This window comes from Dokdonella sp., from assembly GCF_035703485.1.
GTDB lineage: Bacteria > Pseudomonadota > Gammaproteobacteria > Xanthomonadales > Rhodanobacteraceae > Dokdonella.
This window is the reverse complement of sequence record NZ_DASSYD010000129.1, coordinates 12,978-39,329: the sequence shown is the minus strand read 5'-3', so window position 1 is coordinate 39,329 and position 26,352 is coordinate 12,978. Positions and strand designations below refer to the sequence as shown.

The 26,352-nt window shown below is 60.4% G+C and carries 24 protein-coding genes; 9 read left to right on the top strand and 15 right to left on the bottom strand.

Annotated features, from left to right (window positions below; translation table 11 throughout):
• A partial coding sequence (locus VFN25_RS10120; protein WP_325141465.1) for a ferredoxin reductase occupies positions 1-987 on the top strand: 987 nt, incomplete at its 5' end.
• Between the two features lie 38 nt (positions 988-1,025).
• On the top strand, positions 1,026-2,108 hold the full coding sequence (locus VFN25_RS10115; protein ID WP_325141463.1) for an acyl-CoA desaturase: 1,083 nt from the start codon (positions 1,026-1,028) through the stop codon (positions 2,106-2,108).
• Here VFN25_RS10115 and VFN25_RS10110 read toward each other — a convergent pair.
• On the bottom strand, positions 2,099-2,362 hold the full coding sequence (locus VFN25_RS10110; RefSeq protein ID WP_325141461.1) for a hypothetical protein: 264 nt from the start codon (positions 2,360-2,362) through the stop codon (positions 2,099-2,101). The two genes, VFN25_RS10115 and VFN25_RS10110, sit on opposite strands and share 10 nt — an antisense overlap.
• Between VFN25_RS10110 and VFN25_RS16825 the strand changes: the two genes are divergently transcribed.
• Positions 2,265-2,483 (top strand): addiction module protein, encoded by a 219-nt coding sequence (locus tag VFN25_RS16825; RefSeq protein WP_414648931.1) that lies wholly within the window; start codon positions 2,265-2,267, stop codon positions 2,481-2,483. The two genes, VFN25_RS10110 and VFN25_RS16825, sit on opposite strands and share 98 nt — an antisense overlap.
• 431 nt (positions 2,484-2,914) lie before the next feature.
• Positions 2,915-3,301 carry a VOC family protein gene (locus VFN25_RS10105; protein ID WP_325141458.1) on the top strand — a complete coding sequence of 129 codons (387 nt, stop codon included), beginning with the start codon at positions 2,915-2,917 and terminating at the stop codon, positions 3,299-3,301.
• 213 nt (positions 3,302-3,514) lie between these two features.
• Here the strand turns inward: VFN25_RS10105 and VFN25_RS10100 are convergent, their stop codons facing one another.
• From VFN25_RS10100 to VFN25_RS10065, 8 genes are all read right to left on the bottom strand, one after another.
• Positions 3,515-4,303, bottom strand: coding sequence for a hypothetical protein (locus VFN25_RS10100; RefSeq protein ID WP_325141456.1), 789 nt, complete (start codon positions 4,301-4,303; stop codon positions 3,515-3,517).
• 59 nt (positions 4,304-4,362) lie between these two features.
• On the bottom strand, positions 4,363-6,330 hold the full coding sequence (locus tag VFN25_RS10095) for a choice-of-anchor Q domain-containing protein (RefSeq protein WP_325141454.1): 1,968 nt from the start codon (positions 6,328-6,330) through the stop codon (positions 4,363-4,365).
• A gap of 202 nt (positions 6,331-6,532) precedes the next feature.
• Positions 6,533-7,225, bottom strand: coding sequence for a pseudouridine synthase (locus VFN25_RS10090; protein ID WP_325141452.1), 693 nt, complete (start codon positions 7,223-7,225; stop codon positions 6,533-6,535).
• Between the two features lie 13 nt (positions 7,226-7,238).
• Entirely contained in the window at positions 7,239-8,891 is a 1,653-nt protein-coding gene (ubiB, locus tag VFN25_RS10085) for a ubiquinone biosynthesis regulatory protein kinase UbiB (protein WP_414648932.1), read from the bottom strand.
• A gap of 5 nt (positions 8,892-8,896) precedes the next feature.
• Positions 8,897-9,556, bottom strand: a complete 660-nt coding sequence (locus VFN25_RS10080) for a ubiquinone biosynthesis accessory factor UbiJ (RefSeq protein WP_325141448.1) — start codon at positions 9,554-9,556, stop codon at positions 8,897-8,899.
• Between the two features lie 51 nt (positions 9,557-9,607).
• Positions 9,608-10,606, bottom strand: coding sequence for an NAD-dependent epimerase/dehydratase family protein (locus tag VFN25_RS10075; RefSeq protein ID WP_325141446.1), 999 nt, complete (start codon positions 10,604-10,606; stop codon positions 9,608-9,610).
• Positions 10,607-10,759: 153 nt separating this feature from the next.
• Positions 10,760-11,152: a DUF4156 domain-containing protein gene (locus VFN25_RS10070; protein WP_325141444.1), complete on the bottom strand. Its 393-nt coding sequence runs from the start codon at positions 11,150-11,152 to the stop codon at positions 10,760-10,762.
• 1,104 nt (positions 11,153-12,256) lie between these two features.
• Positions 12,257-15,079 (bottom strand): pitrilysin family protein, encoded by a 2,823-nt coding sequence (locus tag VFN25_RS10065; protein ID WP_325141442.1) that lies wholly within the window; start codon positions 15,077-15,079, stop codon positions 12,257-12,259.
• A gap of 148 nt (positions 15,080-15,227) precedes the next feature.
• Here VFN25_RS10065 and VFN25_RS10060 point away from each other — a divergent pair, with 148 nt between their 5' ends.
• Entirely contained in the window at positions 15,228-15,926 is a 699-nt protein-coding gene (locus VFN25_RS10060; protein WP_325141440.1) for an SDR family oxidoreductase, read from the top strand.
• 78 nt (positions 15,927-16,004) lie between these two features.
• On the top strand, positions 16,005-16,433 hold the full coding sequence (locus tag VFN25_RS10055) for an OsmC family protein (protein WP_325141438.1): 429 nt from the start codon (positions 16,005-16,007) through the stop codon (positions 16,431-16,433).
• Between the two features lie 25 nt (positions 16,434-16,458).
• On the opposite strand, the gene VFN25_RS10050 is transcribed toward VFN25_RS10055, so the two are convergent.
• A complete protein-coding gene (locus tag VFN25_RS10050; protein WP_325141436.1) occupies positions 16,459-17,217 on the bottom strand; it encodes a hypothetical protein in 759 nt (252 codons plus the stop codon).
• 296 nt (positions 17,218-17,513) lie between these two features.
• Between VFN25_RS10050 and VFN25_RS10045 the strand changes: the two genes are divergently transcribed.
• Positions 17,514-17,855, top strand: coding sequence for a hypothetical protein (locus tag VFN25_RS10045; protein WP_325141435.1), 342 nt, complete (start codon positions 17,514-17,516; stop codon positions 17,853-17,855).
• A gap of 51 nt (positions 17,856-17,906) precedes the next feature.
• Here VFN25_RS10045 and VFN25_RS10040 read toward each other — a convergent pair whose 3' ends face one another.
• The gene (locus VFN25_RS10040) at positions 17,907-20,147 is read right to left on the bottom strand and encodes a patatin-like phospholipase family protein (protein WP_325141433.1); all 2,241 of its coding nucleotides are present in this window, start codon (positions 20,145-20,147) and stop codon (positions 17,907-17,909) included.
• 226 nt (positions 20,148-20,373) lie between these two features.
• Here VFN25_RS10040 and VFN25_RS10035 point away from each other — a divergent pair, with 226 nt between their 5' ends.
• Together VFN25_RS10035 and VFN25_RS10030 are read left to right on the top strand one after the other, a co-directional pair.
• Positions 20,374-20,784 carry a hypothetical protein gene (locus VFN25_RS10035; RefSeq protein WP_325141431.1) on the top strand — a complete coding sequence of 137 codons (411 nt, stop codon included), beginning with the start codon at positions 20,374-20,376 and terminating at the stop codon, positions 20,782-20,784.
• 367 nt (positions 20,785-21,151) lie between these two features.
• Positions 21,152-22,222, top strand: coding sequence for a sensor domain-containing diguanylate cyclase (locus VFN25_RS10030; protein WP_325141429.1), 1,071 nt, complete (start codon positions 21,152-21,154; stop codon positions 22,220-22,222).
• Positions 22,223-22,253: 31 nt separating this feature from the next.
• On the opposite strand, the gene VFN25_RS10025 is transcribed toward VFN25_RS10030, so the two are convergent.
• The 4 genes from VFN25_RS10025 to VFN25_RS10010 all read right to left on the bottom strand — a co-directional run bounded on the left by VFN25_RS10025 (position 22,254) and on the right by VFN25_RS10010 (position 26,351).
• Entirely contained in the window at positions 22,254-23,615 is a 1,362-nt protein-coding gene (locus VFN25_RS10025; protein WP_325141427.1) for a hypothetical protein, read from the bottom strand.
• A gap of 84 nt (positions 23,616-23,699) precedes the next feature.
• Complete coding sequence (locus VFN25_RS10020; RefSeq protein WP_325141425.1) at positions 23,700-24,455, bottom strand: class II aldolase/adducin family protein; 756 nt, start codon at positions 24,453-24,455, stop codon at positions 23,700-23,702.
• A 53-nt stretch (positions 24,456-24,508) separates the two neighbouring features.
• Positions 24,509-25,504 (bottom strand): NADPH:quinone oxidoreductase family protein, encoded by a 996-nt coding sequence (locus VFN25_RS10015; RefSeq protein ID WP_325141423.1) that lies wholly within the window; start codon positions 25,502-25,504, stop codon positions 24,509-24,511.
• Positions 25,505-25,532: 28 nt separating this feature from the next.
• Positions 25,533-26,351: an IclR family transcriptional regulator gene (locus tag VFN25_RS10010; protein ID WP_325141421.1), complete on the bottom strand. Its 819-nt coding sequence runs from the start codon at positions 26,349-26,351 to the stop codon at positions 25,533-25,535.
• Position 26,352: the final 1 nt, after the last annotated feature.

Sequence of the window (26,352 nt, the reverse complement as noted above, 5' to 3'; positions counted from 1 at the left end):
GCACCGGTGCTTCCGGTGTGGTCGCTGTCGGCGCCCCGCGCACGCGTTGTACGAGTGGTCGACGAAGGACCCGGCGTGCGCAGCCTGTGGTTGCGACCGAACCGTCGCTTCAAGGGCTTCGTGCCCGGCCAGCATCTGATGCTGGATCTGGAAATCGACGGCGCACGTCATGGCCGTTGCTTCAGTCTGTCGGCCGCTCCGCGCAGCGATGGCCTGCTGCGCCTGACCATTCGCGAGCAGGCCGGTGGTCGCGTATCGGGCGCCGCCCATGCGCTTGCGCGCGGCCAGGTAGTGCGAATCAGCCAGTCCCAGGGCCGTTTTGCGCCGAAAAGCGAAACGCAGCCGCTGTTGTTGATCAGTGCCGGCAGCGGAGTAACGCCAATGATGTCGCTGGCGCAGGGAATGGCGAATGGCGGCTCCAGCCGCGATGTGATCCTGCTGCACAGCGGGCGCGGTGCCGACGACACCGTGTTCGCGGCGGAGTTGATAGCCTTGGCTGAAAGTTGGCCTTCGCTTCGCCTCAAGCTTCACGACAGCAGGCAACACGGACGATTGGATTCGCCCGCCATCAACGCTGCCGTCCCCGACTGGAAGGAGCGCGAGGCGCTGCTGTGCGGGCCGTCCAATTTCATGCAGATGGTGAAGGATCACTACGCCGATGCCGGTTCAAGCGATCAGTTGCAGTGCGAAAGCTTCGGTCAAAGGGTGACGCCAATCGATCCGCTCGCAGCCAGCCATTCGGTCACCGTGGAAAAGCCGGAACACCTGTTCACCGCGAAAGCCGGGCAAAGCCTGCTCGAAGCGGCGGAAAACGCCGGCTTGTCACCGCGCTATGGCTGCCGTCGCGGCATCTGTCGCAGCTGCCAATGCCGCAAGACCAGCGGCAGCGTACGCAATCTTCTGACCGGGGAGCTCTCTGGCCCTGGTGATGAACTGATCCAGTTGTGCATTTCGACGCCGCAAAGCGCCGTGCAGCTTGTGCTGTGACTACCCCGAACTCGACCCTTTCCAGCAGGAGCCATCCGATGACCGCCAAAACCATTCTCGATACCGATTCGTTGCGTGCCTTCGAAGCCGAACTGTCAGCCCTTCGCGCCGAGGTGATGGCCAAGGTCGGCGCCGATGATGCGGCACACATCCGCCGCATGCAGCGCCTTGCCCAGGTGTCGGCGATCAGCGGGCGCGGTCTGCTCATGTTTGGCTGGGGACCGATCAGCTGGATCAGCGGCGTGATCTCGCTGGCCATGGCGAAGATTCTCGAAAATATGGAAATCGGCCATAACGTGATGCACGGCCAGTACGACTGGATGAACGATCCGGGCCTGAACTCGCAGACCTACGAGTGGGACATCGTCTGCGACGGCGAGCACTGGCGCCATTCGCACAACGTCGAGCACCACGATCACACCAACATCATCGGCAAGGATCACGATTACGGCTACGGCATGCTGCGACTGATCGAAGAGCAGCGCTGGTCGCCGGCCACCTTGCTGCAGCCGCTCTGGTATCTGCTGCTGGCAATCAACTTCCAGTGGGGCGTTGCCGTCAATGACATCAAGATCGGTCGCTTCCTGAAGGGGCGGATGTCGCGCCAGGAATTCCGCGAACGCATGCGCCCGTTCCTGCGCAAGGCCGGACGCCAACTGTTCAAGGACTATGTGCTGTTCCCGGCCATTGCCCTGTGGCAGTGGCCGCGCGTGTTGCTCGGAAATCTGCTCGCCAACCTGATCCGCAATCTGTGGACCAACGCGATCATCATCTGTGGCCACTTCACCGAACACGCGCAAACCTGGACCCGCGCCGAAGTAGAGAATGAAACCCAGGGTCAGTGGTATCTGCGCCAGATCGGCGGCTCAAGCAATCTCGAAGGTGGCCGCTGGTTCCACCTGCTCAGCGGCCACCTCAGCCACCAGATCGAACATCATCTGTTCCCCGATCTGCCCGCGCCGCGCTACGTCGAAATCGCGCCGCGCGTCCGCGAGATATGCGAACGCTATGGCGTGCACTACAACAGCGGTGGCTTCTGGCGCCAGTACGGCAGCGTGCTGGCCAGGATCTTCCGTTTCGCCTTGCCGAGTCGGCCGCGGCGCGTTGTTGTTCAGTCATAGCGGATCTTGGGCGCAATGATAAATCGGGGATGGTGAAAGGAGGATATTGGCACCAAGCCAGTGCCATACCGGTTGGCTGAAATCACGCGAAAGGCCTGCTGCCGCAGCCGCACCAGCGTGCTACTCTTTGGAGTAACAAATGCATCGAGAATAGCCATGACAAACACCGCTAAATCCGTCATCGAGAAGGCCCTGAAATTAAGAGCTTCAGAGCGCGCAGCGGTGGCCGAGCGAATCTTGATGAGCTTGGACACTCCTAATCCGGAAATCGATGCAGCGTGGGCGTGTGAGGCGGACGCCAGGGTTGAAGCTTACGAGCGCGGCGACATTGAAGCGATTTCGGCGCGAGCGGTTTTCGCAAAATACAAGTGTTAGATGAGCGCGAAATTCCTGGCGCTCGCTGCCGTTGAGCTCGACGAAACCGTCGAGCACTATGAGTCCCAGTAAACCGGCGTCGGAATCAGGTTCGCTGCTGCGGTTGAAAATGCTCTGTCCAGAATCGTTCTGTTTCCCGAGGCCTACCTATCTGTAGGCAAATTGTCTCGGCGATGCCTGGTATCGCAATTTCCTTACGGGATCATCTATCAGCATCGCAAAAGCGAATCGGAAATCCTGATTGTTGCTGTAGCGCACTTGCACCGGTTCCCGGACTATTGGATATCACGCGAACCGCGAACCTGACAAAATGGATTACTTGATCGTTCTTCAGTTACGTCACTGACTAACATGCAAAATATTGACTCGGCTCAAGTGTTGGGCCGCGATAGCGTAGTTTCGGTTACTCCCGCGCAAATCAGGAGATCAAGATGAAGCGAGTCACTGGCATAGGCGGTGTGTTCTCCAAGGCCAAGGATCCAAAGGCACTGGCGGAGTGGTATCGGGTGCACCTGGGAATGAACGTCGAGGAATGGGGCGGCGTCACCTTTCGCTGGGTGACCGACGACAATCCGGCTGGCATCGGGACCACGGTGTGGAACGCGTTCAAGGACGACACAACGTACTTTTCGCCGAGCGCGGCGCCGTTCATGGTGAATTACCGGGTGGCGGATCTGCATGCGCTGTTGGCGGCTCTTCGAGTTGAAGGTTGCCAGGTTGACGACAAGGTCGAGGAATCCGAGTACGGCAAGTTTGGCTGGGTCATGGACCCGGAAGGCAACAAGATCGAACTCTGGCAGCCGCCCGAAGGCCAGTAAGCGGCAACCGTTTGGGGCTGCCCTGTCGGTACGGAAGTCATCTTCGGGTCGTCATTGCGCAGATCCTCAAGACCGGCGCATTGATTGATGTTTTGAAACTATAAACATCATTGCCTGATTCCGCGTGCGCTGTCTTGCGCTCGCTCCACAACCGTCACGGCTCTGACGCATGCGCCGTTTGGCTTGCACGACCATCGCTCAAGCGCTACGAACTCAAGTGTCCGGGCGGCGCGGATCGTCGTAGAGGTCATTGACCAGGCCCGGGTGTGCAAAGCCACCCGTGACGCCCAGTGGCGTTGTTATGTCGATGGTGTTGAAGTTTCGATCCTCGTTGTAAGCGTTCGAATAGGTCGCTGTGCCGAGGGTCATGTCAGTCTGGAATGTCGCCACTTCACCATCGAATTGCGCCTGGTCACGTTGCTGGGTATCTCCCGGATCGACGCTGCGATGAGTGATTGAGTTGCAGCGATTGTCGATCTGCAGGTTTTCCTGGCCATCGTAGATCGAAGTCCTCAGGGTCAGATTGGGGTGACCCTGCGCCTCAAGCGTCAGCTTCGTCCCATCGGCGAGAATCAGGCTGCGCCGGTCGTCATCCCAATTGATTTCGCCACCCCAGTCCTTGATGTGCTTGCCATTGAGGTACTCGTTCTGATGACCTGAACTCACGACCTTGTTCAAGCCCAGCGGGTCACTGATGGTGACATTATCAAGGTTGATGTGAATCGTGTATCCGCCGCTGGTGATGAAATCAATGGGCTCACCCGGGCCCTCAAGTTGGACCGGAGCGAAATCAAAGCCGTCGAAGAATAGCGGACCCGGTGCGAGTTCGAATCCATCGCCAAACAGTACGCAGGCCGTCGGATACGACAAGCTGGAAGACGCCGCGTTGAGCGTATCGGGCGGGTTGGCGTCGACATGCACGGCCGATAGCGTCAGGCAGCCAAGGAAAACCGTGCAGAAAGCGGTCGCTGAGCCAGCGCGTCGTGGTTTATTTGTATTCATTGGCATAACTCTTGAGACTTTTGCTGGGCCGGATTTCGCTTGCAGAGACACTTGCGTGTCTACTCAAAGCCGTCGGCAAAGATGGCATCGATCACGGCACCCGCTTCAACCGATCCGATGTCGCAACCGCTGCCAGACGGACGTACCGCTCCGCGCTGGTCGAGACCGCTGACGGGCGCGCTCGTACAGGTGGTCGAATTGCCGGCATCGATCGCGGAACTGCCGGCACCTGGCAGCATCGTCTGAGTAAAGCCACCGTTGCTGCCAAGCGCTCCGAGGTTGGGATTGGCGGTTGTGTTTCCGGTCTGGCAGGTGGCTCCGATGATTGACGTGCAACCGCCGGCTACAACACTGCTGCCGATACTGATGCTGGCACCCGCATCGTTGAAGACTTCCGCGCCGCTGCTGCTCGCCGTGTCGCCCCACAGAATGACATTGCTCAATACGGGGCTGACATTGCCACCGCTGCGACCATCGTTGTAAATCGCGCCCCCGAGCGCCGCGCTGTTGCCGTTGAAGGTGACATTACTCAGCTGCGCGCTACTGGTGCCGCCGTCGCCCGCGTAGCTGTAGATGGCGCCGCCAAACTCGCTCGGATTGCTGTTGTTGCTGAACGTGGAGTTGCTGATGACCGGACTGGCGACGCCGTTGTTGCGGCCATCGTTGTAGATTGCCCCGGCGGACGCACTCGCCGAGTTGCCACTGAAGGTGACGTGGCCCATTGACGGCACACTCGTACCATTGTGGCTGCCATCGTTGTACATCGCACCGGCGAGCATGGCGCTGTTGTTGTTGAAGGTCACATCGGTCATTTGCGGGCTGCTGGTGCCTCCAAATTGCGCAAAGTTGTGCATTGCGCCGCCTTGGTCGCGAGCCATGTTTTCGCTGAACGTGACTCGGGTCAAAACCGGACTGCTGGTACCGCTGTTTTGGCCATCACTGGACATGGCGCCACCCAGTCGGGCGGTGTTGTTGGTGAAAATGACATCGATCAAATGGGGACTACTGACTCTGCTGGCCGTGCCTCCGCCTGCGTTGTGCATTGCGCCGCCTCGATTGTTCGCCGAGTTTCCGGAAAAGCTGACGTGGGTCAGAATCGGGCTGCTGTTGTCGTTGAAAACCGCTCCGCCATCGGCCAGTTCCGCCTCGTTGTCGATGAACGTCACATGGTTCAAAACCGGGTTGCCGCCACTGCCACCGCTGCCGCTATTGAACATCGCGCCACCGCTTTTCTTCGCGCGGTTGCCGTTGAAGACAACGTTGTTCAGAACAGGGCGGCTGGTCCCACCATTGGAGCCATCGTTGTACATCGCGCCACCGGACACGTACGCCGCCGTCGTCGTATTGCCGTTGAAAACAACATTGCTCAGAATCGGACTGCTGACGCCGCTCGGTGCGGCCTTGTTGTACATCGCACCGCCACCGCCAATGGCGCGGTTGTCGCTGAATGTCATGTTGGCCACGGTCGGACTGCACTCGTGGCCTGCTCCATTGCCCGCGCAATACAGGCCGCCGCCGTACGCCGCATCCGTACCCACGCTGCCATCCGCATTGCCACCGCTTACGCTGAATCCATCCAGCACGGTGCTGGCGGTAATGCCGCCGGCACTCGTTGTGCCGTCCATGAAAACCACATGGTAGCTGTTGTCGCTGACATCATTCGGTGTTCCGATTTCGCCGGAGAGTGTCGTGAGATGGGTCGCAGGGTTGCGTTGTCCGCGTGCCGTCTCGTTGCCGACAAAGCCTCCATACACCTCTACGCCTGGCTTGATCGAGAAAGAGTCGGTGCGCAGCGGACCAGGGTTGTAGCTGCCTTGCTTGACCCATACCTCGTCACATGCGCTGTTGCTCAGCGCGCTCTGCAAATTTGCCGCCTGAGCCCAACTGTTGCCGCTGCCACTGCCAGCCGTGGTCACTCGACAGATGGCTGCGTTGGCAAGGTCTGCGGCGAGCAGACTGAAGGCGAGCAGCGGCAAAAGAAGCAGCTGAGGGGCAGCGTTGCTGCGGGTTGCTGAATGAGCCGACATGAGTGGATTCTCCTCAAGGTGGCAAAACGTTCGTCTATTCAGAACGTCGTCAAATGCGAGTTCTTCATTCCTCATTGCGAGAAAATTGCACAAACCAGCTCAGCGGAGGCGCAAATTTTTGCGTGATGCCCTCAAGCGGTCAGCAACGCCGGATAGTGAGGAAGCCGGATTGGGTCGATGGAAGCCCCCGAGCAAGCAGGTCTCAGGCTGAGGGTTCCGTCCAGCCGAAATGATCCAGCACGCCGCTGAATTCGGCATCCAGCGGAGCCTCTATCGACATGCGCTTTGCGTTGACCGGGTGATCGAAAGTCAGCTTCTGCGCATGCAGCAACAACCGATGCGAGCTGTAGTACTGCTTGAACAGGCGGTTGTGTTCGCTACGGCCATGGCTGGTGTCGCCGATCAGCGGGTGGTGCAGATGGCCGAAATGCCGACGGATTTGTCGGTAGCGTCCGGTCTCGGGTGAAATCTCGACGAGGGCATAGCGTTGTTGTGGATAGCGGCTGATCGCGATCGGTACTTCGACCGTGGCGAGTCGCCTCCAGCGGGTCAGCGCCGGCTTTCGTTCACTGTTCTCGCGCACGCCGGGTAGCGGATAGTCGATTTCGCCGGTTTGTTCGGGCCAGCCGCGACAGACGGCGAGATAGATCTTCTCGACACCTCGCTGCATGAATTGCCGGCCCAGTGTGCCGGCCACTTCGGAGTTGCGGCCGATCAGCAGCACGCCGCTGGTGGCGCGATCGAGCCGATGGATCAGATGCAAGGGTCCATCGACCAGGACACGCACCTGATCGATCAGAAAAATCTTGTCGTCGTTGACCATGCGGCTGCGATGCACGGGAATGCCGGCCGGCTTGTTGACGACGACGATGTGTTCGTCGCAATAGAGGATCACGAGCGCGGGCCGGTCAGCGCGAACGCAGTGCAGCAATGAAAGCAACGGCAGAAATCGCTGCAGCACCCATGGCCCACACGCAGACTCCGCCGATGCGTAGCGTCTGCGTATCGAGTACCTGCAAGGCGACCGCGCACAATGCAAACGTCGCGCCGATGGTCAGGCTGACGGCGAGTTGCGGGCCGCGTCGCGAGTGCGTTTCGAGGCGGCGCAGATCCTCTGAAGCGATGCGCACTTCGAGTTTGCCGCTGGTCACCTGTTCGAGATAGCTGTGCATGAGTTGCGGCATGTCGGGAGTCGCGGCGAGCCACTCGGGCACGCGCTGGCGCAGGCGCTTGAGCATGGCCTTAGGACCGCGGCGCTTCCACCAGATCTTCTCCAGCACCGGTTTGGCCGTGGCCCAGATGTCGATCTTCGGATGCAGCAGGCGGCCGACGCCTTCGATATTGAGCAAGGTCTTCTGCATCAGGATCAGTTGCGGCTGCAAGGTCAATCGATAACGGCGCGCGGTCTGAAACAGTTTGATGAGAACTGCCGCCAGCGAGATCTCGCTTAGTGGCCGCGTGAAATACGGTTCGCACACCGCACGGATCGCCGATTCAAGTTCGTCCATGCGGACGTTCTCCGGCATCCAGCCCGCGCGCAGATGCAGGTCGGCGATGCGTTGATAATCCTGCTCGAACAAGGCAAGAAAATTCTCGGCAAGCCAGAACTGATCCTGTTCCGAAAGTGTGCCCATGATGCCGAAATCAAGCGCAATGAAGCGCGGATTGGCCGGGCGCGACGCATCGACCCAGATGTTTCCGGCATGCGCATCAGCATGGAAAAAATTGTCGCGGAAGACTTGCGTGTAGAAAAGCTGCACACCCTTTTCGGCGAGGCGCACGCGATCAATGCCAGCCGCATCAAGTGCGGCCAGATCATCAACCGGAATGCCGCGGACGCGTTCAAGAGTGAGCACGCCCGCAGTGGTATGTGACCAGATCACTTCCGGCACATAGAGATCGTCGGAATTCAGGAAATTGCGCCGCAGCAGGCTGGCATTGGCGCCTTCGCGTTGCAGATCGAGTTCGTTGAGCAGGGTCGATTCGATTTCGGCAACGACATCGAGCGGACGAATCTTGTCGGCGTTCGGATGCACGCGATTGGCCAGCTCGCCGAGTGCACGCAGCAGTTCGATATCGCGATCGATGCGCTCACGGATATCCGGGCGCAACACCTTGATGACGACTTCGCGACCGTCGAGCATCTGCGCGGCATGCACTTGCGCAATCGAGGCTGAAGCCAGCGGCTGTTCGTCAAACGCTGCGTAGCGTTCTTCGACGGGCGCGCCGAGTGCCTTTTCGATAGCGGTACGCGCGACGCTGCCCGGGTATGGCGTCACCTTGTCCTGCAGCGCGGTCAGCGCATCGGCGATATCCGCGGGCAGCAGATCACGCCGGGTCGACAGGATCTGGCCGAACTTGACGAAGATCGGACCGAGTTCGGTCAGTGCAAGGACGAGACGTTCACCACGCGGCAACGAAGCGATTTCCGCGCGTGCGCGCGGCACCAGCACGCGCGCCCAGCGCAGGATGCGAAAGCGGTGGGCATCGTCGATGACATCGTCGAGGCGGTAGCGAACGAGTAGAGCCGCAATGCGCAAGACGCGTGGCAACAGATGCAATGAGGTCATGCGCGTCGCGCCGAAGTGAGACGCTTGATGCGCGCTTCGAGGCGATCGCCACGTTCGCGCAGTTCATCAATCTCGTCGAGGAACTCTTCCATCTCGGGTTTGGCGATCAGGTCGCGACTTTCCTCGACCAGATAGTCGGCACCATTGCGAACAAGGCTCGATGCCGAGTCGCGCGCGATTCGAAAGGCGCGTCGAAACCCGCGAGCGATCTGGAAGCCGATCACGTCGCCAAAGACGCGCGTAAAAGCCTCGTCGATGTCTGGCTCAAATCGTTTTGCAAGTCGTTCCAGCCGCCGCGCAAGTTCGGCATCACCGGCGATCTCGACCTGGCCCGGCGGCAAGCCGGTGTTGCCATCACCGCGCAGGCGGGCAGCAGCCATGCCGAGCAGGCTGCCCGGCGTGGTCACTACGCGAAGCTGGTTGTCACCTTCGAATGCGGGGCCAACACGCAATCGCTCGCCATCGACCATCATGCGCATGGCCAGGCCGGTGCCGCGAAAATCGACGCGCAACGCACGCCCATCGAGGCTGTTGAGTTCTGCGCGGGTGTCGGCATCCAGGCTCAAAGCGTGATTGAGTGCGGATTCAAGCCCGCGCCCAAGCACTTTCAGGATCGGATTGGGGGCACGCCTTGTGGCAAGGTCGGAATTCGTCATCGGCGCATTCTAAGGCATCCGGAGCGATGAGCTCCGGTTGTCGGTGCAAGCTCAGGGCGAGCGACTCTGCATGCGCACGCGGGTCAGGGCAGTGAACAGTCGACTCATGCCTTCAGCCGTGCTCAGTGTCGGCGCGTAGCCCAGATCACGCTTCGCCGCGGTCAGATTGAACCAGCTGGCGCGACTGAACAAATCGAGCAGATACGGATTGACCAGTGGTGAGCTGCCATCGGCGCCAGCACGTGCCGCTGTGGCCAGGGCGCGTGCGGTAATCGAATTCATGCGTCGATGCTCGGGTGGAAATCCTCCGGCACGCAGCAAGGCGTTGAGAAAATTCTCGATCGTCATCGGCTCACCCTGGCTGATGAAGTAGGCCTTGCCGGCAATCGCGGCGCCGGGTTCGAGTTTGTCCACCGCGAGCGCATGAGCGTGCGCGGCATTGTCGATATGGCAGGGATCGATCTTCTTGTCCGGCTCGCCGAAAAATCGCAACTTGCCGCGACCGGCGAGGTCGAGCAGGGCTGGCAACAAACGCGATTCACCGGCACCCCAAAGCAGATGTGGACGCAGTACACAGGTCGCCAGACGTTCGCCATTGGCGGCGAGCACGCGTTGTTCGGCCAGCGCCTTGGTATGCGGATAGGCCGAGATCCATTGCGGCGGATAGGCCTGGCGCTCATCGGCATTTTCAACATCACTCTGACCGATCACGACGTTGGCACACGAAGTCAGTAACAGACGCGGGACACCGGCCAGTTCGCAGGCGCCGAGCATGCACTCGGTTGATCGGACATTGGCGTCGTGCAGTTGCTCGATGCTGGCCAACGGATCGCTGCAACCCGCGCTATGCACGATGGCATCGCAGCCGTCGGCGGCAGCACAGACGTCTTCAAAAGCGGTGATCTGGCCGAAGCGCTGCTCAACGCCGAGTGCCGCCAGTTCGCGACTCTCCTTGCGCACGATCGCGCGCACGCGATGGTCTTTTTCCAGCAAGCTGGCTGCAATGGCCTGACCGAGAAAGCCGGTCGCGCCGGTCAGCAGGATCTGCATGTTGTCTCACTTCCACTCTGATCGGTGCCGCGACGCGGCATCCCCTTGTTCCGAGTGTGCAGCAGTCGATGCGGAATTTCGAGAGTTGAAGAGAACGTCGAGCAATTGAAGAGGCATCCTTGCTGGATACCAGACGCATTCCTGTTCCCGTTTTCAATGATCCTTGATCGGATAGGTCTCGACGGCATCCGAGTTTCGTGAGCCTGGAGATGGCACAGGAGCCCGCGAAGCGGAAGCACCACAGGTGTAGGCATTCCAGTTTTGTTCGCCATTGCGCGGTTTGTCGATCGGCTTGACCGTGTCGGCCTGCATCGAAGCGGCCTGATTGCGCGCCATGACCTCGAGTTCATCGCTGACTTTGAGTGCATTGCGATCGACCGGACCGACCTTGCCGAGTACGGAAACCGTGATCGCACCGACGAGCCGACACTGGCTCACATCATCCTGCCAGGCCACACGCACATCGCGACCGCCGGAATCGAGTTTGATGCCCCAGCTGCAGGCAGCGAGGCTGAGGGTGGTCACAATCATGATCGCGAATTTCATGGTGTCATCGAGTGGAGCGGGGAGGTTCTGGAGTGTATTGGAGTGTTGATGAATGGGAAGTTCACTGGTGGGTTTCTGGTTTGATCTTTACGCTCCTGCGGAGCGCAGGCGACCCTGCCGATTTTTCACTCGCTTCCCACCTCTCGTCGCTCCTGCGAAGGCAGGGGCCCAGTAACCCTGCTCGTGATCTTTACGCCGCTTCGCGGCGCGGCATCCCTGCCTTTTTTCACTCGCCTCCGGGCGAGCGAGTCACTTTTCTTTGAGTGGCCACTGCGCCGCAGGAGCGGCGCGAACAGCGCAGTTGGCCCGCAGGGCGCAGGGCAGGAAGCCCGGAGTAAAGAGAAGTAACCAAGAGAAAGGCCTCCCCGATATAGCGGTCTTCGGGCTCCTGACCTGCGACTTCGCGAAGCGGCTCCGGGGGTTGTCTGACAGTCCATCCCTGGACTGGCAGCCAACTGGCTCGCATCCCTGCGGGCCTTTCCTACGCCACTTCGCCGCTACATAGGGGGCCCATTCACTGCGCATTCGGCAACCGCTCCTGCGTTGCTCTCGACGGCTGTCCCCGACGCCGTTCTACCGCCTCCATCCTTGGAGGCGTACCTCCTGCATCCATACAGTCGCCTGCGCAGCCAAGACAAAGCAGAATCCCGCAAGCTCGCGCGGTTGGCTTTGGCTTTGGCTTTGCTTTCCGCTTTAGCGCGCACGACGCGCGTTTAACGGGGTCCCCTCGATCGCGGCGAGGCTACGGAGGATCAGCCCGAAGGGTCGCCCACACGATGTGGGCGAGTTCGATGCCAGTCCATGGATGGACTGTCAGCGAACCCCGGAGCAGCCTCGCGCACCTGGAGCACAGGGACTGTGCGCAAGGCGCGATTGCGGGGTGGCCTTCTCTTTGGTGCCTTTCTCTTGGCCACGCAAGAGAAAGACACTCGCTCGCCTGAGGCGAGTGAAAAAAGGCAGGATGCCGCGCCGCAAAGCGGCGTGCCTTTGAAAAGCAACGTCACTGGACCGCTGCCTGCGCAGGGACGACAAAACCACTCTCGTCACGCAAGAATCCTGACGATCAAAACCAATCGTCAGGATCCACCAAAAACGCATCAGGCGTCAGCGAACGACCTTGCCATCGGCATCCAGCACCTTGACCTCGCCGAGCTTGAGTGCGCGGACGGGCTTCTCGATCTGCTTGAGATCGCCGACGATGACCCAGGTCAGTGTGTCGGGCTGGATGACTTCGCGGGCGGCGGCTTCGATGTCGGCCTGCTTCTGGCTTTGCATGCGCGCCTTGAGCGTCGTCACGTAGTTGTCCGGGCGATTGTAGAGAGCGCTGCCGGAGAGCACGCCGAGGACCGAGCCCGTGGTCTCGAAGCTGCCTGGCAAGGCGCGGATGCGCTTCGCCTTGATCTTGTCGATCTCGGCCTCGGTAATCGGTTTGTCACCGATGATTGCGCGTGCCTCTTTCAATACTTCGGCAGCCGATTCGGCAGTCTTGTCGGTTTGCACCGAGGCATAGGTCATGAACGGACGTTGGCCGATGGCATCCTGCAGGAAGCTCGATGCGCCGTAGGCCCAGCGCTTGTCTTCGCGCAGATTCATGTTCAAACGCGAGGTGAAGGTGCCACCGAAGACGCCGTTCATGGTCTGGATTTCGATGTTGTTCGGTGCCTCGGTCGAAGGCGCGAGCGAGCCGGTCAGGATCAGGGTTTGTGGTGAATCGGGGCGATCGATCAGGAATACCCGCGACTTCTCTTGTGCAGCGACTTTGCCGATGGCCTTGACCGGCACCGGTGTCTCGGTCGCCTGCCAGTCGCCGAAGACCTTGTCGAGTTGCGCGGTGATGGCGGGCAGGGTGGTGTCGCCGGCGATCAGGATCTTGACGTTGTCAGGGCGGATGAAATCACGATGGAAGCGGCGCAGGTCTTTCGCCGTCAACGACTTGATCGAGGCTTCGGTGCCGCTGCCGGTGAACGGGATTCCGTAGGCGTGCCTGGCGCCATAGAGCAAGGGCGGCAAGGTGCGCAGGGCGATTCCGGTTGGCTGGGTTTTCTCCTGGGCGATGTCGGCCAGCCACTGGCCGCGAATGCGCTCGATGTCGGCTTCGCGGAAGGCCGGGTTGCGTACGACGTCGGCGAACAGGGCGAGCGAAGGTTCCAGTTTCGAATCGAGTGCGTTGAGGCTGACTGAGGATGCGTCGAGGCCGGAACCCGCGCGGATGTAGGCGCCGAGCAATTCGCTGCGACGGGCGATTTCGACGGAATCCAGAGTGAGCGTGCCTTCATCGAGCAAGGCCATCGCAAATGAGGAGGTGCCGAGCTTGCGGCCCTGGTCGCTGGCGTAGCCCGCATCGAACTGCAGTTGCATTTGCACGACTGGAATCGTGTGCCGTTCGGCGAGCACGATTTCAATGCCGTTCTTGAGCATGCCGCGCTGGATTTTCGGGAAGCTCAGGTCGGGAAAGTCGCTGACTTCAGGCACGCCCTTGCTGCGATCCAGATCGCTCCTGGTTGTCGTGAAATTGCCTTTCGCGGGTGTCACAGCTGCCGGCTTTCCTTCAGCGGCGGGCAGACCCTTCGGTGCGCTCTCGTCAATCTTCTCGCCTTCCGTCAACGGCAGCACGGTCAAGGTGTAGTCGCCCCTGGCAATCCAGCGATTGGCCGCGGCCTTGACGGATTCCGGGGTTGCCTTCTGGATGATTTCGAGATCGATCTTGTAGGCGGCGGGATCGCCACGATAGACCTGCGACTCGGCCAGGACGGTGGCCTTGCCACTGAAGCCGCCGACTTTTTCCAGACCGCGGATGAACCCCGAGCGGCTGGACATGCGCGAGCGTTCAAGTTCTTCGTCGGTCGGGCCATTCTTGAGGAAGGCTGTCCATTCCTCGGCAATTGCCTTTTCGACTCTGGCCGGATCAACACCTTGCTTCACATCCGCGGTCAATACGAACTGGCTGGCGAGGGCGAATGGCTGCACGCTGATCGAAATACTGTCGACGAGCTTGTCCTTGTAGACGAGGCGTTGGTAAAGCCGTGATGTCTTGCCGCCGCCCAGTGCGTTGGCGGCGAGTTCGAGCAGGGGCTCATCGGCGTGGCCGAGCTGGGCCACGTTCCACTCGCGGATAATGCGCGTTTGCGCGACATGATCCTTTTGCTCGCCGCGTGTTGAGGTCTTGCGCGGTGCCACCCAGGCTTGCTGGCGCCGCACTGGCGGACCTGCCGGAATGTCGCCGAAATAGGTCATCAGCTTTTCACGCGCAATCTCCGGCGTGATGTCGCCGGCCAGCACGATGGTCGTATTCGCCGCGCCGTAGTAGTCGTTGAACCACTGCTTGACGTCGGCCAGTGAGGCCGCATCGAGGTCGGCCATCGAGCCGATGGTGTCGTGCTGGTAGGGATGATTGGCCGGGAAGGCATTGGCCAGGATGTTTTCATCGGTGCGACCGTAAGGACGATTCTCGCCCTGGCGCTTTTCGTTCTGCACAACACCGCGTTGGGTGTCGAGCTCCTTCTGGCCGATCGCGCCGAGCAGGTGGCCCATGCGATCGGACTCCATCCACAAGGCCATGTCGAGCGCGGTGGTCGGCACGGTTTCGAAATAGTTGGTTCGATCAAACCAGGTCGTGCCATTCATGTCGGTTGCGCCGACTTGCTCGAACGGCTGGAAATAAGTGCCTTTGTGATTTTCAGAGCCCGAGAACATCAAGTGCTCGAACAAATGCGCGAAGCCGGTCTTGCCGACGGGTTCATCGGCCGAGCCGACGTGGTACCAGATGCTCACCGCGACTACCGGCGCCTTGTGATCCTCGTGGATGATTGCGGTCAAACCGTTCGGCAGGGTGAAGCGGGTGAACGGGATGTCGACGCTGTCGCTGGCAGCAAGCGCCGGGCCGGCGAGGCCGAGCGTGAGCAGGGTGGTCAGGGCGAGCTTTAGCATGTGGGATCCTTGGGGGTTCTTGACCGAGCCGACGAAAGTACGCGCAGATGATGAAGCGATGCAACCGGCGATGGTCATGTGTCGGCGGTAGACTCGGCGTTGCAGGGAAAAGTTCTGCGCCCTCAGCATCAGCATCAAGGAGAATCCAATGACCCAATATCTGGTGACCGGCGCCAACCGCGGCATTGGCCTTGAATTTGTCAATCAGTTGCTGGCACGCGGAGATCGCGTCATTGCAACGTCCCGGCAACCGGCGCGCGCTGCGGAATTGAATCAGTTGAGTGGTCGCTTTCCGGGGCATCTGAAGATCCTGCCGCTGGATATCGCGGCTCCGCGCTCGATCACCGAGCTGGTGCGCGAAGTCGAAATGCTCGATCTGACCATCGACGTGCTGATCAACAATGCCGGTGTGTTGAGCAAGGGTGAAGTCTTCGGCGAAGTCGAAGCCAGCGCGCTGGAACAGGCCTTCGCCACCAATGCGCAAGGTCCGTTTCTGTTGACCCAGGCGATGGTTCCGCGGCTGAACGAGCGCGCCAAAGTGATAGCGATCAGCTCCGGACTTGGCTCGATCGCGCGTGCAGCGCGCTTCGGTACACCCACCTACAACATCAGCAAGGCGGCCCTGAACATGGCTGTGCGCATGCTCGGACATGCCCTGGCCGAGCGAGAAATCGCGGTGCTCGCGCTGAGCCCCGGCTGGGTCAGGACCGCCATGGGCGGCGAAGACGCGGATCTGAATGTCGATCAATCAGTTTCCAACATGCTCAAGGTGATCGACGCGCTGAACTTCGATGCCGACGCCATCGGTCAGTTTCTTGGCAATACCGGCGATCCGGTGCCCTGGTAGTTCGAGCACAGTCGTGCAATCGGGGTTCATGTCGATGGCGTAGGCTCGAAGGCTTGTCCCATTCAAAGGAGAGACGACATGACAACGATTCGCAAAGGTGAAGCGGAGTGGAAAGGCGGCGTGCCCGAAGGCAGCGGCAGCGTCTCGGTGCAAAGCGGCGCGTTCAAGGGATCCTACGGATTCAAGTCGCGCATGGAGGATGGTCCCGGTACCAATCCCGAAGAACTGATTGGCGCCGCCCATGCGTCCTGCTATTCAATGGCGCTGTCACTTGCGCTTGCCCAGGCCGGACACGTGGCGAAAAGCGTCCGCACGATCTCGAAGGTGCATCTCGAAAAGCGCGACGGTGGTTACATGATTCCATTGATCGAGCTGGTCACCGAGGGCGATGTTCCGGGCATCGACAATGAGCAATTTCAGAAACTTGCAGAAGCGACCAAGACTGGCTGCCCGGTATCGAAGGCGCTGGCGGCCGTTGAAATGACGCTATCGGCGAAGTTGCTTTGATGAATCTGCAGCGAGGTGCACTGGGTCAGTGCGCCTGGCGCGCGGGACGTTGCGGCAGTATCGCGATCAAGACGACGATGAGCAGAATCAGCGTCAGCGATGCCGAATAGCGGCTGAGGGCGAGGCCGCCCGCGGCAACGGGTTTGTCGAGCAGGTCGCCAACCACGGCGCCGAGCGGACGGGTCAGGATAAAGGCGGCCCAGAACAGGCTGGTGCGGGACACCTTCGTCCAGCGCCAGGCAGCGGCGATCGCAATCAGCATGGCGCTGAAGATCAAGGCGCCGCCGCCGAATCCGAGTCCCGCCGAATCAGCCGTCCAGTCGCCGAGCGCAGTTCCGAGGGTCTGCGAAAAAAGAATGGTCAGCCAGTAAAACATCTCGGATTTCGGCGAGCTGACCGATGCCACCGAAATCGTTCCGACGGCGCGATACCAGATCCATAGCGTCGCAATCAGCAGACTCGACAGCAATACCGTCCCGCCCGCGTAACCGATGCCAAGCGAGCGCGTCGCAAGATCGGCCAGGGTCGTTCCGACCGTGGTCGTGGCGATGATCGTCAACCAGTACAACCAGGGCCGAAACCGGCTTGCTGAAACCTGCATGATCACGGCAAGCGCAAATACGACAGCGAAGATCGCGCTGCCAATCAGGTAGCCAAGATGCATCGACATGGAAACCGCATCGCCGCCAGTTTCGCCGAGCGTGGTTGCGAGGATCTTGATTGCCCAGAAGCCGAGGGTTATCTCGGGGACCTTGCTGATCACTGACTGCGTGCTTGAGTCCATGCGCCTCTCGGGTGTGTTGCGGGGTCGCGATGGCGACACCTTGTTGCTGGCAAGCATGGATCAAGGATTGTCGAATCGATGTCGCGCCGGTGGCCTCTGCCGACATGCGCAATGTTGCGCCCGGGGCACTACTGGCGGCCAAATGACACGGCGTGGAGATCGCTGGTGGTGAAATGTATCCTCGACCGCGTTGATCACGTGGCACGAATGCGCGCCGTTTTACGAACGTGTAATTGCCGCCGGTCGCACTGAACAGCATCTGCCAGGCGGTCAAGCAAATTACTGGAGGCTACGCCATGCGTTTTGTCCAAATTGCACTTCCCTTGCTCCTTGCCAGTCTGCTGACCGCCTGCGGTATCGAGGTGCCACCGGCAAAATCGACCTACATCGGCCAATGGAAAGCCGACGGCATGTCCTTGTTGATCACCCAGGATGGCAGTGTTTCCTACAAGCGCATGAGGAAAGGCGCCTCGACCAAGATTGATGCACCGTTGAAGGCGTTTCACGGCGACGATTTCGAAGTCGGCCTGGGCCCGATGGTGACAACGTTCAAGGTGACTTCGCCGCCACACAAGGTGGCAGACTCGTGGCGGATGACCGTGGATGGTGTCGAGTTGACGCGCGTCGCCGGCTACTGACGCGCGTGGAAACGAAACGCCGTTCCAACAGCCTGTCGATGTTCGGTCACATCACGGTCGCAACAGCGAACCAAACGTCAGATGTACCGAGTTGTTGCCCTGATCATCGGCACCGAAGCCGAGAAAAATCGGTCCCAACGGCGAATCCAGGCCAACAAAGATCGAGCCGGCGATAATGGGATCGACGCCTATCTGGCTGCGTAGATCCCAGGTATTGCCCGCTTCAATACTCGCACCGAGATAGGCGGGCAGGCTGAACAACCGCGACATGTCGCCGAAGCGTCGATAGTAGACGGCGCGCACAATGGCCAGTTGATCGCCGACCAGCTCACGCTCGCCGAGCCCGGACAAGTTGGTGAAGCCGCCAAGGGTATAAATTGACTGAAATGAGCCTGGCGAGCCCCAACTGACGGCGGCTCGAGCACCGAGCAGCAAATTGTGGCGGCCGCGCGAGAATGCGTTGTCCCAGCGCCAAAGCGCAGTTTCACCATTGGAGGATCCACCAATCACCGGTCGAAATGCCGAGAGATCGATCGCATTGCGTTGTCCCGAAGAAGGGAAATCCGCGCTGTCCAGAGTGTCGGTAATCCATTTCAGCGAAATCCCCGCGTAGGATTCATGTACGGATTCGGGAAACGGCGGCAAGCCCACCAACAGGTTGGCGTTGCTGCGGCCACGCAGCAAGGTGGCGCTGAGTTGGCTCGCGTTGCCGATAGCGGCGCCGGTTTCCAGTTCCGCACCGAGTTCCGAGAGACGATACTCGGCCGAGGTTCCATCTCCATCTCCATCGCCAAACGGCTGGTTTATTGCGCGATAGTAGACGGCCGGTTCGACGAACCAGCGGCCTCGCTTGCCCCATGGCTGATAGAACTCGCTGCGCAGTCCGGTGGTCTGCCCGAATTCAACCCGGTTGCGCCATTCTCCTCCGGTGTCGTTGAAACCGCTGAATGTGGCTTCAGTGGCGAGCGAGAAGTTGCTGTCGCCGCGAAAGTTGTCGCTGAGATGCAATGCGAATCCAAGCGAACTGGGCCCCCAGCCCTTGTCGACCGGGAGCACTTCGATTCCGGTCAGGCCATCGCGCTCGACCATCTTCCAGACAATGCGCTCATAGCTGCCCTGGCCATAGGCTTCGCCAACTCGCTGCTCGATATCCGGGATGTCGAGTGGTCCGGCTTGCACGCCGATCATGCGATCTTCAACGTAACGAGCGGTACGGCTCCGGTTCGTGGCGACATCGACAAATTCGACCAGCGGCGTATCGAAATCGAGCTTTGGCAGCGACGACTTGTACGCGGCGTAGTCCTTGTCGCTCAGTGCCAAAGATCGCAGCTCGTCCAACACTGTTTCGGCCGCCGCCGCGCCAGGGCCGATGCCGGTGGTCGCGCGATCAAATGCGGCACTTCCGAGATTGCCGAGTTCCGGGCGGATCGTGATGTCACCGGGTCGCATCGCCTCCAGCACCACTTCGGTACGTTCATTCATCAACATGCCGACCATTTGCATACTGATAGCGAACGGAGAGGTCAGCTCCTTTTCAGGCAGTAACGGCGCGCTGACATCGACGACAATGACCCGGGTCGCGCCCATTTCGCGAACCACGTCGACCGGCAGGTTGTTGTAAAGACCGCCATCGACCATCAGGCGTCCGTCAACGCGGATCGGAGCGAACGCGCCAGGTACTGACATGCTCGCGCGCACGGCCAAGGCAAGATCGCCCTGGTTGAAGACTACCCCCTTGCCGACGCCTATGTCGGTGCCAACGCAGCGGAACGGGATCGGAAGCCTGTCGAAATCGTTGATCTTCCAGGCGGGCAACAAGAGACGCCTGAGCAGCAGGTTGAGTTTCTGGCCCTGGACGACGCCGCGCGGAAAGGTGACGCGCCCGTTCTGAATGCCGAGCTTGAAATCGAGCAGGTAACGAAAATCCTCCTCCTTGCGCCGCATTGGCATGTCGATACGAGGAGGGTCATCGCTGAGTACATCCTTCCAGTCGATGGCGCTGATGATGGCTTCGATCTGATCCGGTGAATAGCCGATGGCGTAAAGACTGCCAATGATTGCGCCGACGCTGGTGCCGGCAATCGCGCAAATCGGTATGTTTTCGCGCTCCAGAACCTTGAGCACGCCGATATGCGCGCCACCGCGGGCACCGCCGCCGCCCAGCACCAGTCCGACGCACTCATCTTTCGCTTCTGCGCCATTGGGAACCAGGCAGGCCAAGGCGAACAAGGTTGCGAGGAGTCGCGATGGTCCTCGTGACCACATCCAGGCATCAATTTCGAAACGTATCATTGCGTAGTCTGGCCGAAAGTCGTTGGGCATGCAGGATTCTCTACCTTGCCCGAAGCTTGCGGAATTTTCATGCGGATATCGAGACTCGGCGATGAGGCTGGCCTGGCAAGGCTCAGTTTGCCTGCCCGGACTTCTGGCCCGGAGTGTTCTGAGATGCACGCGCCTGAACCGGAATATCGGCCAGCCTTCCGCTATTCTCGACCGATCCCTCAGATCGGAGCCGGGCATGCACGAATCAACAAGCGCCGAGACAAGCGAAGTGCGCCGATCGCGCACACCATGGATCATTGGCGGCATCGTCGCCCTCGTCATGCTGCTCCTGGTTGGTGCGGCCGCCAGCTTGGCCTGGTTTGGCATCAACACCTTCAACGATCAGGCTTACACCGCGATCCGTGCCGATCGCGCCATTGTCGATGCGGTCGGCAAGATCACCGATATCCGTTTTGATTTCGAGGCCACTGGCAATGCTCCCGGTGACGAGGAGTTCGCCTACCGGATCACCGGGGAGCATGCCAGCGGACTGCTCGTCGGCCGCTTTGTCACCATCAACGCGGATATCGAGGATCTTCGCGAGGGCGTGTTGACTCTCGATGATGGTCGCCGGATCGTGGTCGGATCGGCGCCCGCCGCTGATTGAAATTCGGCAAGCGCTGAAAATCGTGCGGATTCGCAGCCCAGCCCGGTCAAGTCCGACACATCAGGGCCTGTTCGCACGATTCCGGCGATGGCGCCGGTGGCCGGAAATTCGCAGCGCAAGGACAGAGGAGCGTGGTCTGGTCATTTCAAATGAGCGACGACTGCCGTAGCGATAGGGCTTTCCGGCCCTGATCCGGAGGGCGCGTCGCTGCCATGCGTCGTGACGATTGCGCCACTTGATCAGCGTTGCCCCAGAACACACCGCCGGGTGGACGCATCGATTGCGCAAGTCCGCCAAAGCGCTGCTGCAATCATCAGCCAGAGTCTGGATACGCTATGCTTCCAAGGATGTTTGCATCTGGGGTGACATGTCCGCATTTCCGCCCGCAATTGCCGTTGCCAACGATACGTCGCCGGTGCGCACCAAGGCGCAGCGATTGCTGCCTCAGCGCTTGCATCGCTTTCGCACGCTCGGCATGGGTCTGGCCAGCTTCCCGCTGGCTGCCGTTTTCAGCGAACTGGGCTCGTCCTGGATAGCCTGGGCATGGATGCTATTGATCTGTTTCGTCTGGCCGCAGCTTGCTTACGTCGTGGCGCGGCGCAGCGCCGATCCCTATCTTGCCGAGCGGCGCAATCTGATCGTTGATTCGGCCATCGCCGGAGCCTGTCTGCCGATCATGCATTTCAACTTGCTGCCTTCGGCGGTGCTGATCAGCGTGACCACGGCCGACAAGGTCAATTCCGGCGTGCGTCGACTTTGGCTCTACTCGTTGCCGGGCATGTTCATGGCCCCGATTCTTGTTGGCGCGTTGATCGGATTCAGGTTTGATCTTCATTCGAGCACGTTCGTGATTGCCTGCAGTTTGCCGCTGATGATCATCCACGTTCTTGCCGTAAGCATGAACAGCAACCGCCTGGTTCGGCGGATGCAAATGCAGAACCTCAAACTCGAGACCCTGAGTCGTATTGATTCAATGACGGGCTTGCTTGGCAGAAGTCATTGGGAAAGTCAGGCCGAGTCCATTCTCGCTCGCAGCAATACAGCGCAGCCAGGTGTGCTGATGATCCTGGATATCGATCAGTTCAAGGAGATCAACGACCGATTCGGTCACGCAACCGGTGACGATGTGCTGTGCGCGATTGCCGATGTGGTGCGCGACAACCTGCCGGATGGCAGCCATGCAGGACGCTGGGGTGGCGACGAATTTGTCATCGTCATGTCACTGGACGCTGATCGCGCCCATGCGGTTGCGGAGCGCATACGAAATGCGGTCGCTGCACTTCATTTTCCGGCGACGGGTGACTTGCGTTGCACACTGAGCATCGGTCTCGCCGAAGCTCCTGCCGGAACCATCGATCTGCGCAGCTGGCTTGAGCTCGCCGATGGTGCGCTCTACCGGGCCAAGCATGGCGGGCGCAATCAGGCGGTCAGGGTGTAAGCGTGCAGGGGATAGGGGCTCATCAGGATTCTCAATGCGAATCACTGGGCTCCGCAGAAACGACGGCAAGCGGGTCGCGCTCCCGGCCGACCAGCATCATGCTGGCAGCGAGGCCGGCGGTGAGGCCGATCCAGGGTGGGAACATCGCCAAGACTGCACCGATCAGCAGCGCGGTGCCCCGTGACGCATTCGTCTTTGGAATGGCCATCGCGATATAGGCGCAGGCGAACCCGGTCAGGATCAGGGTCAGCGCAAGGGCAATGCCCAACAACGGTCTCAGTCCGGTCAGCAGGGGCAACAGAAAGTAGATGAGTGGCAAGCCCATCACGTAGTAGGAAATCAGGCCGCTGTTGAGCGTCGGCATCGAGCGTGGGCCCTCTTTCCAACGCTGCACAACGACCACATGCACGCCGGTCCAGAGCATTCCCTGGGTGGTGAAGAACGGCGCGACCAGCGCCGAGATCGCGTTGCGGATACCGAGGGCGAGGTGCGATCGGCGGATATCGATATCGACCGGATCATCGGTTCGCGAGGCTCTCGCTTCGCGCAACACTTCGGTGCCGGTGACGATGTCGCCGAACTGGATCACGTAGGCGATCAGGACCAGCGGAATCGCTTCAAGGAATACCCCTGGACTCGGCCAGCCGATCGAGAACGGTGACATCTTGGCCACGGTTTCGCTGACTGGCGGCAGCAGCCAGGCCCACTGGATGTCGTAATGCACTTCGCCGACCAGCGGGCCGACGATTGCGGCGACGATGAACCCCGGCAGCAATCCCAGCGATGCAATCCACCTCAGACTGCGATGGCGCTGCTTGAGCAACTGGAACGGTGCCGAGAACACGAGGATCAGACAGACCGCACAAGCAAGCGTCGTCGAGATCGGTTGTTGCAGGAGAAATCTGTCTGCATCGTCGATGAAGACCTTCTTGAACGCCGCGAACGCGGCGCCAAGGATGATGCCGGCACGCAAGGTCGGCGGTAGCCAGCGCATCAGTCGTGTGCCGAGGCCGCTGATGCCGAGCACGATGACCAGGCCGGCGAACAACAGCGACATCGCCGTCATTGCCTGAAAACGCTGCACTGGATCCGCGTAGCCGGCGATCACGAAGGCGAGTACCAACGGCAGGGCGGGGGTGTTCCAGCCCGGCGCAAACGGCTCGCCGAACAGGTACAGCGAAGAAGTGATGAGCATGCCGTAGAGCATCGAGCAGGTCACCGCCTGCTCGAAGTTCATGCCGAAATAGGTTTCAAGCACCGGCACCAGGGCCAGACCGGTGGCGGTCGAGACAAACACACCCTGGAGGAATTCCGGCCACAGCAGGCGCGTGTGCAGGAACGGCACGCGCATTGTGAATGGACCCCAGCGCCAGCCTTTCGATGGATTGCTCATGGAGTTTCCGGGCGCGGACTATTGAATGGACGGACAGGCTTCGGCGTTGTCAACGTCGACGCTGACGAGGTGGTTTGAACCTCATCAATCTCGATAGCCCGGATTCTGGCGATCGAGCTTGCGCAGCAAGGCAGGCCAGACAAAGGCGCCGCCGGCGCCATCGGTTTGTGCGCGCACGGATGCGCCAATGCCTTCAACAATTCTCGGATCGACCATACCCAGTTCACCACCGGCTTGCGCGGCGATCTGGATCTGGCAGGTTGTCTCGAATATGTACATTGCCAGAAAGGCGTCGGCAATCGATGCGCCGACCGTAAGCAGACCGTGATTGCGCAACATGAGGAAGTTTGATGTGCCGAGGTCCGCCTGCAAGCGCGGCTTCTCCGCATCGTGCAGGGCGACGCCTTCATAGTCGTGGTAACCGAGCGAGGCGAGTACAAAAGTCGACTGTTGCGAGATCGGCAGTACGCCGGCTTTCTGCGCACTGACCGCGACGCCCGCGCGTGTATGTGTGTGCAAGACGCAATGCGCATCCTCGCGCGCCGCATGGATCGCGCTATGGATAACGAAACCTGCGCGATTGACGTTGAATGGCGACTCGCTGAGTTTGTTGCCTTCCTGGTCGATTGCGATCAGCGACGAAGCGGTGATTTCCTCGAAAAAGAGTCCGTACGGATTGATCAGGAAGCGATGCTCATCGCCCGGCAGACGCGCACTGATATGGGTGAAAATCAGATCCGTCCAACCGTATAGCGCGATCAGGCGATAACAGGCGGCCAGATCACAGCGCAACTGCCATTCTTCGGCACTGACTTTTCCTTCAAGGGACGGAATGTTCATCGCAGCTCCTCAGCAGTCATGGAATATTCAATGTCACGGAGGCTTTGGCTTGATCAGTCGACCTGCTGGGGCAGAATCACGAGTTTGCCAATGGCCTCGCGTGCGAGCAGGGCATCGAGTGCTGCCGGTGCCCGGGCCAATGGATAGCGTTTCGAAATCAGCGGATTGATCTTGCGCTCATGCAGCCATGAGAATAGCAGGCCCATGTTTTCGGCATTCAACTTCGCTTCGCGACGCACGAACTCACCCCAGAACACGCCGACCAGGGCACTGCCCTTGAGCAGCAACAAGTTGATCGGAATCTTCGGTATGTCGCCGGCGGCAAAGCCGACGACCAGATAGCGGCCGCGCCAGCCGACGCTGCGCAGGGCCGGCTCGGCGAAATCGCCACCGACCGGGTCGTAGACGATATCGACGCCCTTGCCTTCGGTCAGCGCCTTGACCCGCTCGCGCAGATCTTCAGCGGTGTAGTCGATGACTTCGTCGGCACCGTGGGTGATCGCGGCATCGCGTTTTGCCTGACTCGCCGCCGCCGCGATCACCCGCAAGCCCATGAGCTTGCCGATCTCGACCGCCGCCAGGCCGACACCGCCGCCCGCGCCAAGGACGAGCAGTGTTTCGCCGGCCCTGGCTTCGGCGCGATCCTTCAACGCATGCAGCGAGGTGCCATAGGTCAGGACGAAGCTGCCGGCGAGCTCAAGATCGGCGTCGCTGATATCGGCGGGTAGCGGCACGATATGGGTTGCATCGATGACTGCTTCCTGCGCGTAGGCACCATGGCTGGCGAGGCCGACGACCTTGGTACCGACTTTCAAATGCTTGACGCCCTCGCCGATGGCAATGATCTCACCGGACAGTTCGCCGCCGGGTGAAAACGGAAACTCGGGACGGAACTGGTACTTGCCGGCGATAATCAGCGCATCCGGAAAATTGACCGCCGCCACGTGCACACGCACGAGCACCTGCTTCGGTCCCGGCTGCGGTGAAGGCATGTCACGCAATTGCAGGGATGATGGTGCTCCCCAGTGGTCGCAGATAATCGCTTTCATGGTGCTCCTTGGGTTGGCGCAAAACGGGTCAGAAACGTCCCTCGGTGCGTTCGAACACGGTGTTGCGCAGGGCGACGAGTTTCGGCCCGAAATCGTGGATGAGCTTCTCGCGGGTCATCATCGACAGGCGGCCGCTGCAATTGAAAGCAAGTACGCGGCTGCGGTCGGCGGAAACCATCGGTACGCCGATGGCGAATACTTCCGGGTTCCAGTCGCCGAGCGAGAAACAGAAGCCGTAGTTCTCATAGTCCTGGCGTGCCCGCACGATGCCGGCGCGGATTTTCGGCCAGAGTTCCGCTTCACACTCCTGCTCGATCGCCTTCAGGTTCTGCTCGAATATTTCCGCCGGGCGTGCGGCCAGATTGGCGCGGCCGAGTGCGGTCGAGCCATGCGGTACGCGCGCACCGGGATCGAGCTTGAGATGAAACGTTGCATCGCCCTGGCAGACATCGAGGACAACCATGCGCATGCCGTCGGCGGCGCCAAGCATGACTGCGGCCTCGGTGTAGTCGGCGAGCTCACGCATCAGCGGCCGCGCGATCGTGACCACGTCGTGGCTCTTCATGAATGCGTGGCTGAGCGAAAGGACGCCCGGCCCGAGTGAATACTTTTCGAGCTGCGGTGAATATTCGAGATAGCCGAGTGCGGACAAGGTGAAGGTCATGCGCGAGACGGTCGCTTTCGGCAGCTCGGTGCGGCGCACGATGTCCAGGTTGCCGAGATATTGCTCGCCATGTTCAAAGCAGCGCAGGATCGAGAACGCACGCGCCACCGAGGTGACGTACTGCGGATGATCCTCGTTGACCGTATGGCCGTAGCTGCCGGCGACGCGACGCGGGTTGCCCATG

Excerpts from the sequence above, each read along its gene's own strand:
- VFN25_RS10115 (WP_325141463.1), top strand. The coding sequence starts at position 1,026 with ATGACCGCCAAAACCATTCTCGATACCGATTCGTTGCGTGCCTTCGAA.
- VFN25_RS16825 (WP_414648931.1), top strand. The coding sequence starts at position 2,265 with ATGACAAACACCGCTAAATCCGTCATCGAGAAGGCCCTGAAATTAAGA.
- VFN25_RS10105 (WP_325141458.1), top strand. The coding sequence starts at position 2,915 with ATGAAGCGAGTCACTGGCATAGGCGGTGTGTTCTCCAAGGCCAAGGAT.
- VFN25_RS10100 (WP_325141456.1), bottom strand. The coding sequence starts at position 4,303 with ATGAATACAAATAAACCACGACGCGCTGGCTCAGCGACCGCTTTCTGC.
- VFN25_RS10095 (WP_325141454.1), bottom strand. The coding sequence starts at position 6,330 with ATGTCGGCTCATTCAGCAACCCGCAGCAACGCTGCCCCTCAGCTGCTT.
- VFN25_RS10080 (WP_325141448.1), bottom strand. The coding sequence starts at position 9,556 with ATGACGAATTCCGACCTTGCCACAAGGCGTGCCCCCAATCCGATCCTG.
- VFN25_RS10075 (WP_325141446.1), bottom strand. The coding sequence starts at position 10,606 with ATGCAGATCCTGCTGACCGGCGCGACCGGCTTTCTCGGTCAGGCCATT.
- VFN25_RS10070 (WP_325141444.1), bottom strand. The coding sequence starts at position 11,152 with ATGAAATTCGCGATCATGATTGTGACCACCCTCAGCCTCGCTGCCTGC.
- VFN25_RS10065 (WP_325141442.1), bottom strand. The coding sequence starts at position 15,079 with ATGCTAAAGCTCGCCCTGACCACCCTGCTCACGCTCGGCCTCGCCGGC.
- VFN25_RS10060 (WP_325141440.1), top strand. The coding sequence starts at position 15,228 with ATGACCCAATATCTGGTGACCGGCGCCAACCGCGGCATTGGCCTTGAA.
- VFN25_RS10055 (WP_325141438.1), top strand. The coding sequence starts at position 16,005 with ATGACAACGATTCGCAAAGGTGAAGCGGAGTGGAAAGGCGGCGTGCCC.
- VFN25_RS10050 (WP_325141436.1), bottom strand. The coding sequence starts at position 17,217 with ATGGACTCAAGCACGCAGTCAGTGATCAGCAAGGTCCCCGAGATAACC.
- VFN25_RS10045 (WP_325141435.1), top strand. The coding sequence starts at position 17,514 with ATGCGTTTTGTCCAAATTGCACTTCCCTTGCTCCTTGCCAGTCTGCTG.
- VFN25_RS10040 (WP_325141433.1), bottom strand. The coding sequence starts at position 20,147 with ATGATACGTTTCGAAATTGATGCCTGGATGTGGTCACGAGGACCATCG.
- VFN25_RS10035 (WP_325141431.1), top strand. The coding sequence starts at position 20,374 with ATGCACGAATCAACAAGCGCCGAGACAAGCGAAGTGCGCCGATCGCGC.
- VFN25_RS10030 (WP_325141429.1), top strand. The coding sequence starts at position 21,152 with ATGTCCGCATTTCCGCCCGCAATTGCCGTTGCCAACGATACGTCGCCG.
- VFN25_RS10025 (WP_325141427.1), bottom strand. The coding sequence starts at position 23,615 with ATGAGCAATCCATCGAAAGGCTGGCGCTGGGGTCCATTCACAATGCGC.
- VFN25_RS10020 (WP_325141425.1), bottom strand. The coding sequence starts at position 24,455 with ATGAACATTCCGTCCCTTGAAGGAAAAGTCAGTGCCGAAGAATGGCAG.
- VFN25_RS10015 (WP_325141423.1), bottom strand. The coding sequence starts at position 25,504 with ATGAAAGCGATTATCTGCGACCACTGGGGAGCACCATCATCCCTGCAA.
- VFN25_RS10010 (WP_325141421.1), bottom strand. The coding sequence starts at position 26,351 with ATGGGCAACCCGCGTCGCGTCGCCGGCAGCTACGGCCATACGGTCAAC.